The organism is Streptomyces bathyalis (genome assembly GCF_015910445.1).
GTDB classification, from domain to species: domain Bacteria; phylum Actinomycetota; class Actinomycetes; order Streptomycetales; family Streptomycetaceae; genus Streptomyces; species Streptomyces bathyalis.
In genome coordinates this window covers 5530001-5547833 of record NZ_CP048882.1, presented here as the reverse complement: position 1 = coordinate 5547833, position 17833 = coordinate 5530001, and the positions used below count along the sequence as shown (strand labels likewise).

The window sequence follows — 17833 nt, the reverse complement described above, 5'->3', positions numbered from 1 at the left end:
GAGGGCCGACGGTGGCAGCACCGGTCTCCGCGGGGAGGGGGTCGGCCGTACGACTACAGACCCTCGCCGCGGCAGCTAAGAAGAAGCAGCCCGAAACGCATGATCAGCGAGTCTAACGGAGACCGCGCGGATCCCCGAGCCCCGTATCACCATGCGGGACTGGGCATTTGTTCACGCCTCGCTCCGGCCGGACGGAGCCCCGGAGTCACGGACAGTGCACGGGAGTTGGGCACAGCACTCCCCCTTCACGTCGATTCATGGACTTTCGGGACCAATTTCCGCAGCAGGGAGTGACATCACCATGACCCTGTGCCACGTTCTGTATATGAACGCACACTCGGAGCACACGAGTCAGTCACACCGCGTGAACCCCGTCTTCTGCGGCATCGTCCCGCCGCACCTCCTGGACCATCTCTCCCGCTCCGGCGATCCCACCCTGTACGAACCGGCGCGCCGCACCCTGGAGCACGACGCGCTCCAGCGGACCCGCCGCCGCATCACCACCGTCCGCATGACGGCGGGCACGGGCCCGGGACCGGCCGGCGACGCGAGCGCGGAGAAGAAACCGAATCGCACCATCAGCGACGCGGAGCACGGCGAACAGCTGCCGGGCACGACCGTGCGGTCCGAGGGCGAGGAGCCCGTCGAGGACGCCAGCGTGAACCGCGCGTACGCGGGCCTGGGCGCCACGTTCGAGCTCTACCTCAGCGTCTTCTCCCGCTATTCGATCGACGGCGCGGGCATGCCCCTCGACGCCACCGTCCACTACGGCCGCAACTACGGCAACGCGTTCTGGGACGGCGAACGCATGGTCTTCGGGGACGGAGACGGCGAGATCTTCCGCGACTTCACGCTGCCGGTCGACGTCATCGGTCACGAGCTGACCCACGGCGTCACTCAACACACCGCGAATCTCGCGTACTTCGGGCAGTCGGGGGCGCTCAACGAGTCGCTGTCGGACGTCTTCGGCTCCCTCATCAAGCAGTACGGGCTCGGCCAGACCGCCGAGGCCGCCGACTGGCTGATCGGTGACAACCTCTTCACCGACCGGGTCGAGGGCACGGCTCTGCGCTCGATGAAGGCGCCCGGCACGGCGTACGACGACGACGTCCTCGGCAAGGACCCGCAGCCGGCGAAGATGGAGGACTACGTGCACACGGGCTCCGACAACGGCGGCGTGCACATCAACTCGGGCATCCCCAACCACGCCTTCTACCAGCTGGCGACGGAGCTGGGCGGTCACGCGTGGGAGCGCGCGGGACAGATCTGGTACGACACCCTCACCTCCGGCGGCCTCTCGCCGGACGCGGAGTTCGCGGACTTCGCGGGCGCCACCGTCACCGCCGCTTCGGACCGTTACGGGGAGGGCAGCCCGGAGCGAGAAGCGGTGCTCAAGTCGTGGTCCCTGGTGGGCGTCACCCCGGCCGACGCCGCGAACGCCACAGAAGCGGAAGTGGCGTAGGCGGGCGCCGCCGCCGAAGTCGCGGGAGGATGGAGACATGCGTATCACCGTCACCCGAACCGGCGGCTTCGGCGGCCTCACCCGCCGGGCGACACTCACCACGGACGGCAGACCGGACGCCGCCGATCTGGAGGCCCTGGCGAGAAGCGCCCACTCCGAGGGCGGCTCCCAGCGCCCCCTGGGCGTTCCGGACGGATTCCAGTACGAGATCGAGACGGACGACGGCACCTCGTACGGCGCCGACCCCCGCCTCACGGAGGCCCAGTCGAAGCTCATCAAGAGGGTGTTCCAGGACGGGAGTTGAGCCGGTGAGGCGAGCGCCGGGGCAGGCGCGGCCCGCGGTTACTTCACCAGCCGCCGCAGCAGGTCCCGCCATGCCTCGGTGTCGGCGCCGCACTCCTCCAGCAGAGCGGTGAGGTCGTCGAAATCCCTGTGCAGCGTGGCGGGGAGGGCGTCCGCCGCCGACCGCACACGATCCAGCCGCTCCGCGTCGGGGTGGCCGGGCAGCAGGCTGTCCCGGCAGAAGTCGAAGAGCTCCAGCAGGAACGCAAACCAGGCGGGGGTGCCCTCGGTCGCCAGGGAGGCCCGCAGCGACGGGTAGTCCGGGCTGCGGGTGAGCAGCAGGTATTCGAGGAGGTTCGCCTCGGCGAACTTGTTGCCCGGAGCCCGCTCGACGGCGTCCTGGAGCAACGCACGCGCGCCCTCCCCGTCCCCGAGGCCGCGCCTCATCAGCGCATAGCGCTTGACCGTCCATGTGTGCTGCGGATTGCGTGCGAGCACGTCCTCGTACGCGGCCCGCGCCTCCTCGGTGCGGCCGCACTTCTCCAAGTACCAGGCGTGGTGGGACCGGATCCACAGGTCGTCCGCCTCGGGACCCGCGAGCGCGCGCTCGTACCACTCGCCGGCCTCCCGCAGCCGGCCGCGGCGTTCCAGCACGTAGGCGAGATAGCCCGCTCCCAGCTCACGGTCCGGCTCCAACGCGAAGGCCCGCTCCAGGTGTTGCAGCGCACCGCCGTGGTCGCCGGACTTCCCCAGGCTCTGCCCGAGCCCGAAGCGGGCCTGCGCGGACTCCGTACGGGACAGCACCCACTGGTAGAGCTCGACGGCGATGCCGTATGCCGCGGACTCCCTCAGCAGATCAGCCGTGACGAGCGCTTCGTCCTCCACCGTCCGTTCCGCGGTGCCGGCCCGGGCGACGCTCGTCATCGCTCCTCCGTTCCGCGGAAGTCCCCGGCGTGGTCGCTCGCCCACTGCGCGAAGGTCCGCGCCGGGTGGCCCGTCACCTCCTCGACGGTGGGCAGCACGGGCCCCGGGTCCTCGACCTGGCGGGCGAGGGCGGCGAGCACCATCTCGGCGAACTCGGGGGCCACCGATCCGGCCATGGCCTGACGGGCCTGCTCGGGTGTGACCTCCACGAACCGCACGTCCCTGCCCGCCGCTTCGCCGATCACCCGTACCTGCTCCTCCTGCGTGAGCAACTCGGGCCCCGTCAGGTCGAGTACGCGTCCCGCGTGGCCGTCGCCGAGCAGGCACGCGACCGCCACGTCGGCGATGTCGGCCTCGTGGATCAGGGCGCGGGAGGAGAGTCCGTAGGGCGCCCGTACCACTCCGTCGGTGCGGACGGCGTCTCCCCAGCGCCAGAGCGTGTTCGTGGCGAAGCCGGTGGGCCTGACGAACGTCCACGTGAACTGCCTGTCCCGCAGGGCGCGTTCGACCGTGAGGTGGTGCTGGGCGCTCGGATTGTTCTCGCCGTCCTCGGTGATGGACATCGACGACAGGAGCACGACGTGTTCGACGCCGGCCTTCTCCAGCAACCCGGCCACCTCGTTGGCGGTCTCGGGGACGGGGAAGAGGAACACGCGCCGCACGCCGTCGAGTGCGCCTTCGAGGGTGTCGGGCTGCGCGAGATCGCCCACGTGGACCGCGGCCTCGGACGGCAATGACGCGGCCCGCGGGTTCCTCGTGAGCACGCGGACCCTCTCGCCCGCCTCGATGAGTCCGGCGGCCACGTGCCGTCCGACGTGGCCGGTGGCGCCTGTAACCAAGATCGTCACGGTGTGCTCCCGATTCTGCGTGGGGGTGTGTACGGGCCGTCGAGGTACGGAGTCCGCTGAGCGCCGCGGCCTGCCCTCGCGCCTCGCACGTCTTGCTTGCCTTGTGCGCCCTGCGCGGCCCGGGCGCCTTGCACCTAGGTGGCCTGGCCGACGAACGTCCCGATCACGCGCTCGTCGTCGAGCACCTGGAGGATCGCGTCGGCGACGTCGCCGCGCACGATCGACCACCCGCCCGGCACGTGCTCGCCGACGGCGAGGCGGTAGTGGCCGGTGCGGGGTCCGTCCTTCATCCGGGCGGGCCGCAGGATCGTCCAGTCCAGGCCGCTGGCCTCGACCTCCTTCTCCATGTCGGAGACGTCGGCGAGCGGCACCCGCAGCGGCAGCCGCAACAGGCGCTGGACGAGCCGGCGTCCGGCGGAGTCGCCCGCCTCGGCGGTGTGCACCGAGTTGCTGACCGCGACGAGCCTGCGCGTGCCCGTGGCCTTCATCGCGGCGACGATGCTTCTCGTGCCGTCCCGCAGCACGTGGGGCTGCTGCCGTGAGGTCTTGCCGAGGGAGGTGACGACGGCGTCGGCACCGTCGACGACCGCCGCGATGGCGTCAGGGTCGAAGACGTTCCTCTGCTCGACGCCGAGCCGTTCGTGCCGGATCTCCAGGCGCGCGGGGTCGCGCACCACGGCGGTGACGTCGTGCCCCGCGTCGAGGGCCTGCTGGATGAGGTGGTGGCCCGTGCGTCCGGTGCCACCGAATACCGCGAGCTTCATGGGCCGCTGCATGGGAGGAAGCCTCCACTGCGATCGAGGTGCGGGGGTCTGGTCGAAGGGTGAGGGGAGGCCGGGATTCCGGAGCCGCGGCGGGACCGGCCCCCTCCGTCAGCCCGCTCCGGGCGAGGTCCGCTTGCGGATGGTGAGCACGACCACCAGCAGCGAGATGAGCGCGATGCCGGCGCCCAGCGTCAGCGCCTGGTCGTAGGCGTCGGTGACGACCTGCGGCCCGGGCTTCCCCGGCGCCTCGCCCAGCGCACCGGCGAACACGGTGACCATCGCGGCCAGTCCGAACGAAGTGCCCACCTGCTGGCAGGCGTTGAGCACGCCGGTGGCCATGCCGGAGTCCTGCGGGGCGATGCCTGCGAGGGCGGTGACGGTCACGGGTACGACCATGCTGCCGAAGCCCGACGCGTAGAGGATCAGCGCGGGCAGCATCCCCGTGGCGTAGGCGGAGTCGAAGGTGAGGAACGAGGCGTAGAACAGCCCGCCCCCCAGCAGCAGTCCGCCGGTGACGAGGATCGGCAGCGGGCCCGTCCTGGCCAGCAGCCTGGAGGCTGTCTGCGCGGCGATGATGACGCACAGCGGCGCGGGCAGCAGCGCGAAGCCGGCGGCCAGCGGGTCGTAGTGGAAGACGTCCTGGGCGAACTTGCTCAGGAAGTAGTAGAAGCCGATGTTCACGCAGTTGTTCAGCAGCTGGACGGTGAACGCGCCGGACCTGTTGCGGTTGACGAACAGCCGGAGCGAGACCAGCGGTTGGGAGTGCGTCGCCTGGATCACCACGAAGGCGGTCAGCAGTACGGCGGCGGCGGCGAGCGAGATCAGCGTGGGCGCCGAGGCCCAACCGCCCCCGGACGCACTGATCGCCGCGTTGACCAGTGCGGTGGAGCCGACGGTGACGGTCACCGCACCGAAGACGTCCAGCTTCCGCTTGGGCCGCGCCGGCTCGGAGAGCAGCAGCACGGCACCGGCGAAGATCAGCGCACCGAGCGGCACGTTGATGAAGAAGGCCGAGCGCCAGGTGAGGGCGTCCGTGAGGACACCGCCCGCGATGACGCCGAGAGCCGACGCCCCGCCCGCGGTGGCGCTCATCACCCCGAACGCCCGGTTGCGCTGCGGCCCTTCGGCGAAGTGCGTCGCGACGAGCGCGAACGCCGTGGGAGACAGCAGCGCCGCACCGATCCCCTGACCGGCCCGGCTCGCGATCAGCGACACCTGGTCCTGCGCCAGCCCTCCGCACAGGGAGGCGAGCACGAAGACGGTGGTGCCGGCGAGGAAGACGCGGCGCTTGCCCGCCAGGTCGCCGAGCCGGCCGCCGAGCAGAAGCAGACCGCCGAACGCGAGCGTGTACGCGTTGACGACCCATTGAAGCGCCGCCGGCGAGAAGCCGAGATCGCGCTCGATGCTCGGTACGGCGATCAGGATGATCGTGATGTCCAGGGCGACCAGGAACTGGGCGCCCGCGAGTACCGCGAGCACCAACCCGGGGGCGCGTGCTGCGGCCGGGTTCGCCTTCCCCTCGGCCTGCGCCGAATTCGTCGTTGCCATTGAAGGCTCCCACTTGGATCAGTACCAGTAGCAGACGCTCATGGCGTCGTATTGGACGTTATTAGAAACGCCAGTGTATCTAATCTGGGCGCACGTGTAACCCGGGAACACTCGGATTCCGCTGCGCCGGAGGAGCCCGAGCCAGGTTTCGCGTCAGCGGGAGAGCGCCCGGAGACCGGCCCACCAGGCGGCCGTCAGAGCACCCAGCCGCACCTGGTCCAGCCGCACCCGGCGCCGGATCCGCTCCCGCACCTCGCTGTCCTCCAGGTGGTGGGCGTCGCTCAGCTTGTGCAGCTCCGGTGCGAAGTAGGTGGCGGTGGCAACGCTCATCGCCGCCGCGGTGCCGGCCGACAGCAGCCAGGGTCCGCGCCGTGGGCCCTCGGAGCCGAGGGCGGCGTAGAGGTTCGCGGCCGTCAGCGGCAGGGCTGCCGGGCCGAGGAGCGCCCAGAACTGCTTCCCGGAGGCCATGTGCCCGGACCGCTCCAGGGCCTCGGCCACCTCCTTGGCGTTCGACGCCTTCGCCCACTGCGGGATGACCACGCGCATCTCGAACCAGCCGGCGCCGACCACGACCCCGCTGACCACGAGGAACGGTCGCAGCAACCGGTTCTCGGTCGTGGGCGAGAAGCGCCGGAAGACCGTCCGTACGAGTGATTTCCGCATTCCGATGTCCTCAATTCACAGGGGTGGGGCGGGTGGTGCTGTGCCGCCGTCGCCGGGCGGGCGCCCGTACGCGGTGCCGTTGTCCCGCGTCTTTTCCTACGGTGCATCAGGAGCCGCGGCACGGCGGCGATTCCGCGTGACGGGTCCTTCGCCGCTCACGACCAGCGCTCGACGTCGCTCTCCGCGTCGTGGGTGTAGGCCACGCGGCAGAAGACGGGCTGGGGCTTCGACAGCCGCCGGCACTCGTCGAAGTGCTCCTGGACCTCGGGCCTGGCGTGCATCGCGCGGAAGTCGGCCTCGCTGCGCCATTGCGCGTAGTTGATGACGTACTTCCCGTCGTGGCTCAGATGCACGTTCGCCGATACGTAGCCGGGCATCCGTTTGATGATGCCCGTCGCGTCGGTGAGCACCTCGAACAGGCGCTGCTGGTCCTCCGGTTCCACCGGAAAGATGTTCACCAGCGTGAAGACGTCCTCGTCCGCCGAGATGGTCGCCATGCTGCTCCTCCTCCTGAATCGGCTGGATCGCTGCCGTGCCGTGCGCTACCGCTCGGGCGCCTCGCGTACGGCCTTCTCGATGTCCTCCGCCTGCACCAGCACGTCCCGTTCGAGGTGCGCGGCGGAGGGGATGACGCTGGCGCGGGAGTGGACGAGCCTGACCCTGTCGCGCAGGCTCGGCCACAGCCGCCGGTAGATCTCGTCGGCCACGTCGGCGCCCCAGGTACCGCCGGCGACGCCTTCCTCGACGACGACGATCCGCCGGGCACCGGCGAGCATGCTCTCGACGGGTCCCGGGTCGAACGGATACAGCCGCGAGGGCACGACCAGCCGGCACACGATCTCCGCCTCCAGGAACAGCCGGCGGGCGGCCTCGAGGGCGAGCGGTGCGGTGCCTCCGGTCGAGACGATCACGCAGTCCACGTCGGTGGCCCCCACGCGCGGCACCGCCGTGCCGTACTCCCGCCGGGGACCGGCGAACCCGAACTCGAAGAGCTCGTCCGTCCCGTCAACCCAGCGGCGACGGCCGTAGAGGGTCTTGTCCTCGAAGTGGAGGCAGGGTTCCCGGCGTTCGGCCATCTCCGCGAAGACGTCGGCGCTGTCGTGGAACGGCGTCAGCTCGTACAGCGCCAGATCGGGCACGCCGAGGAAGTGCTTCTGCACGGCCTGGCTGTGCGTCGGGCCGTACCCGCGGTGCCCGCCGACGGGGCACCGCACGACGAGCCGCAGCGGCTGCCGCGAGCCGTACATCGAGACCGACTTGGCCGCGAAGTTGACGATCTGGTCGAAGGCGAGGAAGGCGAAGTCGCCGAACATGATCTCGGCGATCACGGTGTTGCCGGTCAGCGCGAGACCGTTCGCCACGCCGAGCAGACCGTTCTCGCTCAGGGGCGTACTGAGCACGCGCTCCGGATACTTGGTGCTCAGTCCCCTGCCCACCTTGAAGGCGCCGCCGTAGGGATCGGCCAGGTCCTCACCGATGAGGTACGCCCGCTCGTCCTCGGCGAAGACCTTGTGCAGCGCGGCGTTCAGGTTCTCGACTATGCGCTCGGAGCGAGGCATGGGTCCCTCCATTCCGACAGTGGCCTGGCGTCGACGTCGCGTACCACCCGCGCCACCTGCTCCCGCATCCGGTCCTCGGCGCGTGCGAAGCGCTCCGGGAACAGCTGCTCGTACCGCGCGTGCCAGTCGCGTGCGCGGGCGGCAGCCAGTTCGGCCTCGCTGCGGGTGTCGTCACCCTTGCTGTGCGGGCCGATCCGGGGCACCGAGAGTTCGAGGACGAGCGGCCTGCCCGTCGCGCGCACCTCCTCGACGGCCGGACCGGCGGTGGCCCTGAGGGTGTCCACGTCCCACGCGTCGGCACTGCGGTACGCGACGCCGAATCCCGCGGCGCGCCCCTCGATGGAGCCCGCCATCTGCATCTCCGCCGGCGTGGACTGGGCGATCCCGTTGTGCTCGACGACGACCACGACCGGCACCTGCCACAGCTGCGCCATGTTGAGGGCTTCGTAGACGCTGCCCTCTCCCCACGTGCCGTCACCGATATGGACGACGGCGGCACGGCCCGGCTCGTGCTCCTTCAGGTGCAGCCCGACGCCGACGGCCACCGGGAGGCTCTCGCCCTGGACGCCGGTGGAGAGATAGCGGCCGCGCAGGATGTGCTGGCTGCCGCCGACGCCCTGGCAGACGGCGCCCTCCCGGCCCATGATCTCGGCCAGCAGCCCCTCGGGGTCGCGGAAGCGCGCCAAGTAGTGCCCGTGGCCTCGGTGGTTGCTGAAGACGTGGTCCCGCTCGTCCAGCAACGGCGCGAGGGCGACCGGCACATGCTCCTGCCCCAGGCACGTGTGTGTCGTGCCGTTCAGCTTCCCCTCTGAGAAGAGGCCGAGCAGGCTGAGCTCGAAGTGCCTGATGAGCAGCAGCAGTTCGAGATCGTCGTCGGTGAGCGCCGTTCCGGGCGGGGACTCGGGGGCCGTGCGCGGCGCCGCGGCGCCTCCTGCGGCCGGAGAGGTCTGCGTGTCGCTCATGGTCGGAGCCTCCACCCGCCTCAGGCCCGGTCCGCGAGCAGTACGCGGAAGGGCAGGTTCTCCACCTGGTGGACGGAGGGCTCCTCCAGGCCGCAGTCCGTGAACATCCGGCGGTAGTTCCGCTCCGAGTGCACCTCGCCCTCGGACGTCCACACGAGCATCAGCACCGAGAACAGATGCGGCGCCGGATCCAGGGCGGGCGGGGCGTCGCTCGTGGTGAAGCCGACGATGCCGATCTTCCCGCCGGGGCGCAGGGCGGCCGCCGCGCGCGACAGCAGCTCCCGGGCGCGCTCGTCGGAGAAGTGGTGCAGCACGTTCGTGATGAGCACCAGGTCGTATTCGCCGCCGAACGAGACGTCGAACATGTCACCGGCGATGAAGTTCGTGCGCTCCCGCACGCCCATGGATCCGGCGTGCTTCGCGGCCACGTCGAGCACGTTCTCCCAGTCCAGCGACCAGACGGCTGCCTGTTCGAAGCGCTGAGCGACGGTGTATCCGTAGATGCCGTGCCCGCACGCGAGGTCGAGCACGTCCAGGCTCTCGCGGTCACGGGCCCACGGCTCCAGGGCGTCGGCCAGCACGCGGGCGGTGGGCCTGGCGACGTGCGGCGCGAATGCGGCGAAGTCCTCCCAGTACGAGTACTCGGGGGTCTCCGCGTGTTCGTCGAGGACGGTGCCGCCGTTGCGCACGGCGCCGTCGAGGTTCTTCAGCGCGTCCCACTCGTAGTCGCTGGCGATGACGTGGATCATGTCGCCCGCGTAGCCGTCGCTGTCACGCGAGAGCAACTCCGCGGCGCCCGGGGGCAGCCGGTACTGCCGGCCGTCCGTCTCGATCAGTTCCAGGGCCGCGAGCGCGTTGAGGAGGATCCGCATGCCGCGCGGGTCCGAGCCGAGCCGGCGGGCCAGCGATTCCGCGTCCTGCGGCTCCTCGCGCGCGAGCTCGTCGAAGACGCCCAGCTTGATCCCGGCCTTGAGGACGCTCGTCTCCTTGTACGCGGACATCATCGGCGTCAGCCGGTTGTGCGTGAGGGACGGGATTCGAGAAGTGTTGGTGTCAGCCGTCATCACGGCTCTCCTCCGTCTGGTGGGGCACGGTCTGCTCCGCGGCACGGCAGATCCCGGCGAGAGACTCCGGGCTCTCGAGAAGTGCCTTCGCGGACTTGAGGTAGCGAGCGGCCAGGCGTCCGTTGACGACGCGGTGGTCGTAGGAGAGCCCGACGTGGAAGAACGGGACCCGGCTGCCGTCGGCGGGGTCGGTCTCGTACTGCGTGCCGCAGAGCGAGAGCATGCAGGTCTGTCCCGGCTGTACGAACGGCACGGAACACGACAGGTCCGCGTAGTTGGCGACGGAGACCGACAGATGGGCGCCCGTCAGGTCGCGGGCCCGGAAGTCACCGGTCAGCGACTTCTTGCGGAACTCCTCGATCTCCGCGGCCACTTCGCCGAGGGACTTGTGCGCGACGGAGCGGACGACGGGAATGTAGAGGCCGTTCCCCGAGTCGATCGTGATGCCGACGTGCATGTCGTCGGCCAGGGCGACGTGGCGGTCGTCGATCCGCCGGGCGTGGATCATCGGGAAGTCGGCGGCCAGCCTGCCGGTCACCAGGACGAGCACTTCCAGCGCGGAGACGATGAGTCCCGTCTCGAGCCGTACCGCCTTGCGCTGGTCGGCCAACGCGCTCCCCCGGATCTTCATCAGGGCGAATGCCTGCGGGATCTCCCGCATCGAGCGTTCGACGGTGGAGGCCACCGCCTGCTGGTGGCGGCCGATGTCGACGACCTTCCCGTCCTCCTCCGCGGGCGCGGCAGCGAGCTGCTCGACGTCGGCGCGTGTGATGACGCTCTTGCCGAGCGTCGCGAGCCCGCCGGCCGGTATGCCGTGGCGTGCCATGAACGCGGCAGCGGGCTCGGTGATGGTCAACCCCCGGAGGGTTTCCGGGTCCTGGACCGCGGGCGACTCACCAGGCGGTGCGGCCGCGGCATCCTCGCCCGCTCCACCGGAGGTGCCGCTCGCGCCGGTTCCACCGGCCTGCGCCGGGTCCAGCAGCCGTCCGAGCACGTCGCCCGGGGCGCACTCGTCGCCCTGCTTGCGCTCCTGCCGCATGATCCCGGAGGACTCCGCGACGATCTCCTCGACGGCCTTGGCCGTCTCGACCATGGCGACGACGGCGCCCTGGGGTACGTCCTGCCCGTCCTCGAAGAGCCATTCCAGGAGCACGTACGACGCGTCGTTGTTGTTGAGCCTGGGAACGGTGATATCGGACACCTGGCTCCTTTCCGGGAAGGTGACTGGCGTGCAGGACCGGGCCGTTCACCTCCGGTGTTCGGGCACCCAGTCGTAGAAGGCCTCGGCGCGCGAGTCCTCCATCTCCGTCCACTTGCTGTCGTAGCGGTCCAGCAGATGCCCGAGACGCTCGTTGATCTTCTGGAAGTGGGGGTCCTGCCGCGCCGCGTTGAGGTTGGGCATGAGCTCCTCATCGGTCTCGATGAGGTGCACGTACAGGTCGCGGTAGCGGAAGAGCGTCCGCCGGGAGACGCCCAGCTCGATCGGCAGCGAGCTGCGGTCGTGCTCAGCGAACAGGTCGGCGATCTCGAGATGGGCCGAGGGGTCCTTGAATCGGTTGACCATCATGGTTCGGTGCTGCATCAGTGAGTCTCCGCAGTCCGGTAGTCGGGTCCCTCGCAGGGCCTTTGCCTTGACGCACCCTCATCGTGGCGAAGGGCCGTCGACATCCGCGTGAGCCTGGGTCGAGGTCCGGACGGCATGCGGTGGCGCGCTCGACGGCACACGAGAAGGGCCGCCCGTGGCGTGATGTCTCACGCGACGGGCGGCCCCGGGACCCGCGTTGCGGTGCCCTACCCGGCCGACCGGGTGGAGAGTTCGAGGAGCTCGTGCTCGCCGTCGGCCTTCACACGGGGATCCTCGGCGAGCACTGCCTGCTGCAGGCTCCTCAGCTGCTCCGAGGGCTCAAGTCCCAGCTCCTCCACCAGACTTGTGCGGAGCCGCTGATAGGCCTTGAGCGCGTCGGGCACGCGGCCCGAGCGGGCGAGCGAGATCATCAGCTTCCCGTGCAGGCTCTCGTGCAACGGGTGCTCTATGGCCAGTGAGGACAGCTCCCCGAGGAGCTCGCGGTGCCTGCCCAGCATGAGGTCGGCCTCGATGCGGTCCTCCAGGGCGCGCAGACGCCGCTCCCGCAGATGCGTGAACTTCGCCTCGAGGACGCCGCCGGGCCGCGCCTCGACGGTGTCGTGGCCGCTCCACAGGCTCAGCGAGGCGTTCAGCAGCCGTACGGCGTCCGCGTAGTTCCTGGACGCGAACTCCTTCTCGCCCTCCTGGGCGAGGAACATGAACTCCCCCAGGTCGAGCTGCCGTTGGTCGGGCACGCAGAACCTGTATCCGCCGGGCTCGGTGACGAGCCGTTCGTTGCTGACGTCCGCCGGGTCGATGCCGAGCACCCGTGAGAGCCACTTGCGGATCTGGAAGATGTACGTCTGGAGAGTGTTGTGCGCACTGACCGGAGGATCCTCGCCCCACAGCTCGTCCAGAAAGACCGATTTCGGAACCACTTCATTGGCGTTGAGCATGAGCAGGGCCAGCACCGATCTGGGCTTGGCTGCACTGAGGAAAAGGCAGTGATTACGCACTCGCACCCCGACTGCGCGTAGCACCGTGTAATGCATGATTTCGTTTCCGATGCCGATCACGTTCCCTCCGGCTGTTTTCACCAGAACTGTGGACGCGCCCCCGTGAGACCTTTGTCCGTCGACCACACACAGCCGGCACCCGCGGAGAAATCCACTCACACCGTCCGGCCGCGTTCACGCGGCGCCGAATTCAATATTGCAAGGGGGTTTGTTTAATGGTCAAGCCGATTCGGTGGTCACAATGCGCCATGGCCGCGCGAAGCGTTTCCCATCCTGTCACCCACCCCATGTAACGCCTGGTCAGAGCCGCCTGGAAGCGGTGAACAACAACAGAAATCGACCTGAACAGCGAAGGATGGACGCCTCCTGGTGCGGCAGATTTCATTTCAGCGGCGACCGCCGGGAAATCAGACGAAGACGGCATTCCATTATCCGTACAGGTGGCGCCGGATAAAGGAATGCCGGTCGTCCGGCCGCCCAGGAGCAGGCAGAACGCAGGCTCCGGGCACCGCCGGCGCGCGGAACGCCGCCGATGCCTCGGGGAGGTGCAGGGAGTCAGCCCGTGGCCCGCTTGGGCCGCGGCGGCTTCGGCATGCCCAGCAGCCCGGCGGCGCGGGCCGCCACCAGTCCGGCCTGCAGGACTTCCACGCCACGGCTGGAGACCGGGTTGAGGTTCGTCTTCTCCGAGATCCGCCGCAGCCGGTGCACCAGAGTCCGGCGGTGGATGCCCAGGGCGTGCGCCGTGCGGCCCCGGTCCAGGTCGAAGCGGTAGAGCAGGTCGAGGCTTTCGGTCAGCTCGGGGTACGGACGCAGCGGCGCGATCACCTGGCACAGCGAGTCGCGCAGGTCCTTGTCGGAGACGATGGCGCGGTCGAGGGGGATCATCTCCTCGGTGATGACCCCGCACGAGCTGGAGTGGCGGGCCACGCTCGCGATCCCCCTGGCCCGCTCCAGGGCGGCCGGGACGTCGCCGGGCACCTCGGCCTCCGCGGCGGCGATCGCCCAGCCGCGGCCAAGCCGTCCGCGCAGCGCGCGGTACAGGCCGCGGGCCCGTGCCATGCGGCGCACGGGGGCGTCGCCGTTCCAGTCGGCCTCGTCGGCGATGGCGAGGAAGACCGCCGGGTACGGCTCGCCGTCGCAGATCATCACCCTGCCCCAGTCGCCCTCGTCGGCCGCCTCCGCGGCCAGCAGGATCTCGTGGCGCAGCGCGGGGTCCGCCACGATGGGGACGATCACGACGTAGGAGCAGATCGCGCCCAGGTCGGCGGCCACCGCGAGTTCTTCGGTGGCGAAGCCCTTGCTCAGCGCCTGTGCGTACTCGCGGCGCACCTTGATGCTGCGGCTCTCGTCACGCATGGCCTCGCACAGGGTCTGCTGGACCCGCTCGAGGATGCGGGCGACCTGCTCCGCCTGCCACTTGGTGAAATCGGCCAGGCTCGCGAGGTCCCCGGCCTCCGCGACGGACCACATGTCGGCCAGCATGGTGGATCCGACCAGCTCACAGCCCGCCGTCAGATCGCCGAACGAGCAGCCCGACCGGGACAGCTCCAGCATCTGCGAGCAGTAGACCTGCATTTCGGAGTCGGACACGTCCTTCCCCTCGGCCCACAGCTCCTGTGCCGTGGTCACCGCGAAACGGACCGATTCGTCGCGGACCCTGCGTACCTTCAGGGACGCACGATCTGCGGGAAATGCCTCGTCAAGTGCCTCGGTGACCTTCTGGACGGTGCAGTCCCGCCGGTCACGCAGCCGCTGTACCAGTGCGACTCCGGCAAGTAGATTTTCTCGTGCTCCCAGCAGAGGTTTCGCCTGTGACATACCGCCACGCTCATCTCTCCCGCCACCCGTTAGCTACTTTCCGCCTCGGACGGTACGCGAGACGTTCGGGACGGAACAAGATTATTGGCCAGGCCACGTAAAAAGGGCTGGAATCAAGCTCTCCGAACCGGGTCGCTGGAATGTTTTGACCTGTAGCGACGGAATTCGCGGCAATGAGTCGCTACGTTCCCATTTGAATTCCAAAAGACCTGGCGGGCACACCTGCCGATGCTGCGCAGGCTACGCTGACGCCGTGAGCACGAGCAACGGGAGCGGACAACCCGCGCGGACCCGCCGCCGCGGAAAGGCCCTCGAGGAGGCGATCTTCGCTGCGGCGCTGGAGGAACTCGCCGAAGAGGGATTCGAGGGCGCCACGATGGAAGGCATCGCGGAGCGTGCGCACACCGGCAAGTCCTCCATCTACCGGCGCTGGCAGACCAAGCAGGAACTGGTTCTGGACGCCCTGCGGCAGGGGCTGCCCCGGCTCGGCGACCCGCTTCCCGACACAGGCTCGCTCCGGGGCGATCTGCTTTACCTGCTGACGCGCATGGCCGGCGTGCTCGACGCGCCGCCCGGCAGGGCGCTGCGCGGAATGATCGTGGACGGCAGGCACCCGGCACTGGTCTCGGCCATCGACGAGCGGCTCATCCAGCCACGCATCCAGCTCATCGTGGACGTGCTGCGGCGCGCCGCCGACCGCGGCGAGATCAGCGCCGCGGCTCCCGTCCTGCTCGCCGGTACCGCCGGTCCCGCGATGGTCGTCCAGGAACAGCTCCTGCGCGGGCGCCCGTTGAGCGAGGCCCGCATCGCGGAGGTCATCGACCACGTCGTCTTCCCGGCGCTCGGAATCCTCCCGCCGGGCCTGGGCGACGCGCCCCGGCGGTACCGGGCGCAGTAGGCAGGGCCTCAACGCCCCTCGGCGGCCCCGGGTTTCGTGGCGAAGACCAGGACGTCCGTGCCGCCCACCGGCTGCGACATCCGCACCTCGAAGCCCGCGTCCGCGAGCCACTCGTGGCACTCGGAGAGCGTGTACTCCCGGCCGCCGTCGGAGGTGAGCAGCATGTTCAGGCTGCCCAGCAGGCTCAGCGGCCGCTCACGCCGGTCGGAGTCGATCAGCCTGTCGTAGATGACGATCCCGCCACCGGCGGGCACCGCCTCGTGCACCGACGCCAGTATGTGCCGCCGCTGCTCCTCGCCGTAGTAGTGGAGGATGTGGCCCAGGATGTGCACGTCGGCCTTCGGCAGCGGCTCCTCGAAGAAGTCGCCGACGACGTAGCCGATCCGGTCCAGCAGGCCGAGCGCCTCGATGTGCTCCTTGAAGTACGGCTCGATCTGCGGGAGGTCGAAGACGGTGCCGGACAGGCCCGGGTGACGCTGCACCAGCGTGGCCGCGAGGTTGCCGCGCGCGCCGCCGACGTCCACGAACGACGAGTAGCGGTCCCAGTCGACCAGTTCGGTCAGTTCGCGGCCGACCTGGCCGTTGACCGCGTCCATCGCCCCGAGGAAGGGGCGCGCGGCGTTCGAGTCCTGGTATCCGTCGAAGAAGCCGCCGCCGGTGGGCACTTGGGGCTCGCCGGTGCGCAGCCCGTCGGTGAGTTTGCCCCACACCGGCATCAGGTAGTGCTTGGCCATCATGGCGTACCCCCCGACGAACGTCGGTTCGCGCCGGTCCAGGTACTGACGGGCGACGGCGCTGCTGCGGTATCCCGACTCGTCGCGGTCGAGCAACTCCAGTGCCACCAGGGCGTCGAGGAAGTCGCGGGCGCCGCGGGAGTGGATCCCGAGAGCCTGCCGGGCCTCCTCCAGGGGCAGCGGCTTGTCGGCGAGTTTCGTGAACACGTCGAGTTCAACCGCGCTGATCAGCGCCTGGGAGCTGTAGAAGGCCATGGTGAGCTGGAGCACGGGGGCCGGCGACGACGCGGCCGTCTTGTCTGCGTGCATGGGGGTTCTCCTGTGGTGTCCGTACGTGGAGGGGTGGTCGGTGGGCTCCGGCTCATCGGGTCCCGGAGAGGTCCTGCTGCAACTGCTCGACGGAGTCCGTGTGATGCTCCGCCTTGCGGAAGACCGGGTGGTCGACGATTCCCGAGAGGAACGACGTCGTACTGCTCACGCCGTGCCCGTCGATGCGGAACTCCCCCGCGGCCCTGCGGAGTCGTGCGATGGCACCGTCGCGGTCGGGCGCCCACACGATCAGCTTCGCCAGCAGGGAGTCGTACGAGGAGGGGATCACCATGCCGGGGTAGCCGTGGGAGTCCACCCGTACGAACTGGCCGCCAGGAGGCTCGAAGACGTCGAGGCGACCCGGCGTCGGTACGAAGCCCAGGTCCGGGTTCTCCGCGTTGATGCGGCCCTCGATGGCCACCCCGCGGAACTGCACGTCCTGCTGACGCAGGCTCAGCGGCTCGCCGGCGGCGATCCGAAGCTGCTCGGCGACGATGTCGACGCCCGTCACCATCTCGGTCACCGGATGCTCCACCTGGAGGCGGCAGTTGACCTCGATCAGATGGAAGGAGCCCTCCTCGTCCACGACGAACTCGAAGGTTCCCGCGCCCTCGTAGCCCACCGCCAGCGCGCCCTGCACGGCCAGTTCGCCCATCTTGGTGGCGACACCGGGCGGCAGCCCCGGGGCGGGCGACTCCTCGACCAGCTTCTGCCGGCGCCTCTGCAACGAGCAGTCCCGTTCACCGAGGTGTACGCCATTGCCGTGCGCGTCGCACAGCACCTGCACCTCGATGTGCCGGACGCGCTCCACGAAGCGTTCGAGGTAGACGCGTCCGTCCCCGAACAGCGCTTGTGCCTGGGTGCGCGTCTCCCGGTGGACGCGCCGGAGCTCCGCCGCGTCCCGCGCCAGCCCGATGCCGCGCCCGCCGCCGCCGGCGACGGCCTTCAGCAGCACGGGGTAGCCGATCTCGTCCGCGAGTGCCTTGGCCTCCTTCCAGTCGTCCAGCGGCTCCGTGCTCCCGGGAAGGACGGGCACGCCCGCGTCGCGCATCAGTCCGCGGGTGCGGGACTTGTCGGCGAGCTGCTGCATCGTCGTGCCGGACGGGCCGATGAACTTCAGGTCGTCCTGGGCGCAGATCTCGGCGAAGTCCGGGTCCTCGGAAAGGAATCCGTATCCGGGGTGTATCGCCTGCGCGCCCGTCTTCTTCGCCGCCTCGATCAGGGCCGGGATCAGCAGGTAGCTCTGCTTCGCGTCCGCGGGCCCTATCCGGACGGCCTCGTCCGCGAAACGCACCACCGCGGAGTCCTCGTCCTCCGTGGAGTGCACCGCGGCGACGCGGATTCCCAGCTCCCGGCACGTCCGCGCGATGCGCAGGGCGATCTCGCCGCGATTGGCGATGAGAACGGTGTCGAACATG

General features: G+C 69.8%; 18 protein-coding genes. 3 read left to right on the top strand and 15 right to left on the bottom strand.

The window, feature by feature from the left end:
* Positions 1-325: 325 nt before the first annotated feature.
* Positions 326-1462 (top strand): M4 family metallopeptidase, encoded by a 1137-nt coding sequence (locus tag G4Z16_RS24015; RefSeq protein ID WP_197352744.1) that lies wholly within the window; start codon positions 326-328, stop codon positions 1460-1462.
* Positions 1463-1499: 37 nt separating this feature from the next.
* Positions 1500-1766: a protealysin inhibitor emfourin gene (locus G4Z16_RS24010; protein ID WP_197352743.1), complete on the top strand. Its 267-nt coding sequence runs from the start codon at positions 1500-1502 to the stop codon at positions 1764-1766.
* A 38-nt stretch (positions 1767-1804) separates the two neighbouring features.
* Here the strand turns inward: G4Z16_RS24010 and G4Z16_RS24005 are convergent, their stop codons facing one another.
* The 13 genes from G4Z16_RS24005 to G4Z16_RS23945 all read right to left on the bottom strand — a co-directional run bounded on the left by G4Z16_RS24005 (position 1805) and on the right by G4Z16_RS23945 (position 14474).
* Positions 1805-2668: a tetratricopeptide repeat protein gene (locus G4Z16_RS24005; protein ID WP_197352742.1), complete on the bottom strand. Its 864-nt coding sequence runs from the start codon at positions 2666-2668 to the stop codon at positions 1805-1807.
* Positions 2665-3516: an NAD(P)H-binding protein gene (locus tag G4Z16_RS24000; RefSeq protein WP_246531026.1), complete on the bottom strand. Its 852-nt coding sequence runs from the start codon at positions 3514-3516 to the stop codon at positions 2665-2667. Before G4Z16_RS24000 ends, G4Z16_RS24005 begins: the two co-directional genes overlap by 4 nt.
* Positions 3517-3650: 134 nt before the next feature.
* Positions 3651-4292, bottom strand: a complete 642-nt coding sequence (locus G4Z16_RS23995) for an NAD(P)-dependent oxidoreductase (RefSeq protein WP_197352741.1) — start codon at positions 4290-4292, stop codon at positions 3651-3653.
* A gap of 96 nt (positions 4293-4388) precedes the next feature.
* Positions 4389-5828 carry an MFS transporter gene (locus G4Z16_RS23990; RefSeq protein WP_197352740.1) on the bottom strand — a complete coding sequence of 480 codons (1440 nt, stop codon included), beginning with the start codon at positions 5826-5828 and terminating at the stop codon, positions 4389-4391.
* A gap of 153 nt (positions 5829-5981) precedes the next feature.
* Positions 5982-6491: a hypothetical protein gene (locus G4Z16_RS23985; protein ID WP_197352739.1), complete on the bottom strand. Its 510-nt coding sequence runs from the start codon at positions 6489-6491 to the stop codon at positions 5982-5984.
* Between the two features lie 155 nt (positions 6492-6646).
* Positions 6647-6988: an antibiotic biosynthesis monooxygenase family protein gene (locus G4Z16_RS23980; RefSeq protein WP_197352738.1), complete on the bottom strand. Its 342-nt coding sequence runs from the start codon at positions 6986-6988 to the stop codon at positions 6647-6649.
* 45 nt (positions 6989-7033) lie between these two features.
* Positions 7034-8050, bottom strand: coding sequence for an alpha-ketoacid dehydrogenase subunit beta (locus G4Z16_RS23975; protein ID WP_197352737.1), 1017 nt, complete (start codon positions 8048-8050; stop codon positions 7034-7036).
* Entirely contained in the window at positions 8029-9012 is a 984-nt protein-coding gene (locus G4Z16_RS23970) for a thiamine pyrophosphate-dependent dehydrogenase E1 component subunit alpha (protein ID WP_197352736.1), read from the bottom strand. Before G4Z16_RS23970 ends, G4Z16_RS23975 begins: the two co-directional genes overlap by 22 nt.
* Before the next feature lie 20 nt (positions 9013-9032).
* On the bottom strand, positions 9033-10076 hold the full coding sequence (locus G4Z16_RS23965) for a methyltransferase (protein WP_197352735.1): 1044 nt from the start codon (positions 10074-10076) through the stop codon (positions 9033-9035).
* Complete coding sequence (locus G4Z16_RS23960) at positions 10066-11277, bottom strand: 2-oxo acid dehydrogenase subunit E2 (RefSeq protein WP_197352734.1); 1212 nt, start codon at positions 11275-11277, stop codon at positions 10066-10068. The genes G4Z16_RS23965 and G4Z16_RS23960 overlap by 11 nt, the downstream gene beginning before the upstream one ends.
* Before the next feature lie 45 nt (positions 11278-11322).
* Positions 11323-11658: a TcmI family type II polyketide cyclase gene (locus G4Z16_RS23955; RefSeq protein ID WP_197352733.1), complete on the bottom strand. Its 336-nt coding sequence runs from the start codon at positions 11656-11658 to the stop codon at positions 11323-11325.
* 209 nt (positions 11659-11867) lie between these two features.
* The gene (locus tag G4Z16_RS23950) at positions 11868-12611 is read right to left on the bottom strand and encodes an AfsR/SARP family transcriptional regulator (RefSeq protein ID WP_197352732.1); all 744 of its coding nucleotides are present in this window, start codon (positions 12609-12611) and stop codon (positions 11868-11870) included.
* A 600-nt stretch (positions 12612-13211) separates the two neighbouring features.
* Positions 13212-14474: a helix-turn-helix domain-containing protein gene (locus G4Z16_RS23945; protein ID WP_197352731.1), complete on the bottom strand. Its 1263-nt coding sequence runs from the start codon at positions 14472-14474 to the stop codon at positions 13212-13214.
* A 253-nt stretch (positions 14475-14727) separates the two neighbouring features.
* Here G4Z16_RS23945 and G4Z16_RS23940 point away from each other — a divergent pair, with 253 nt between their 5' ends.
* Positions 14728-15372: a TetR/AcrR family transcriptional regulator gene (locus G4Z16_RS23940; protein WP_197352730.1), complete on the top strand. Its 645-nt coding sequence runs from the start codon at positions 14728-14730 to the stop codon at positions 15370-15372.
* Between the two features lie 8 nt (positions 15373-15380).
* Here G4Z16_RS23940 and G4Z16_RS23935 read toward each other — a convergent pair whose 3' ends face one another.
* Positions 15381-16415, bottom strand: a complete 1035-nt coding sequence (locus tag G4Z16_RS23935) for a methyltransferase (protein WP_197352729.1) — start codon at positions 16413-16415, stop codon at positions 15381-15383.
* Positions 16416-16467: 52 nt separating this feature from the next.
* Complete coding sequence (locus G4Z16_RS23930) at positions 16468-17832, bottom strand: acetyl-CoA carboxylase biotin carboxylase subunit (protein ID WP_197352728.1); 1365 nt, start codon at positions 17830-17832, stop codon at positions 16468-16470.
* Position 17833: the final 1 nt, after the last annotated feature.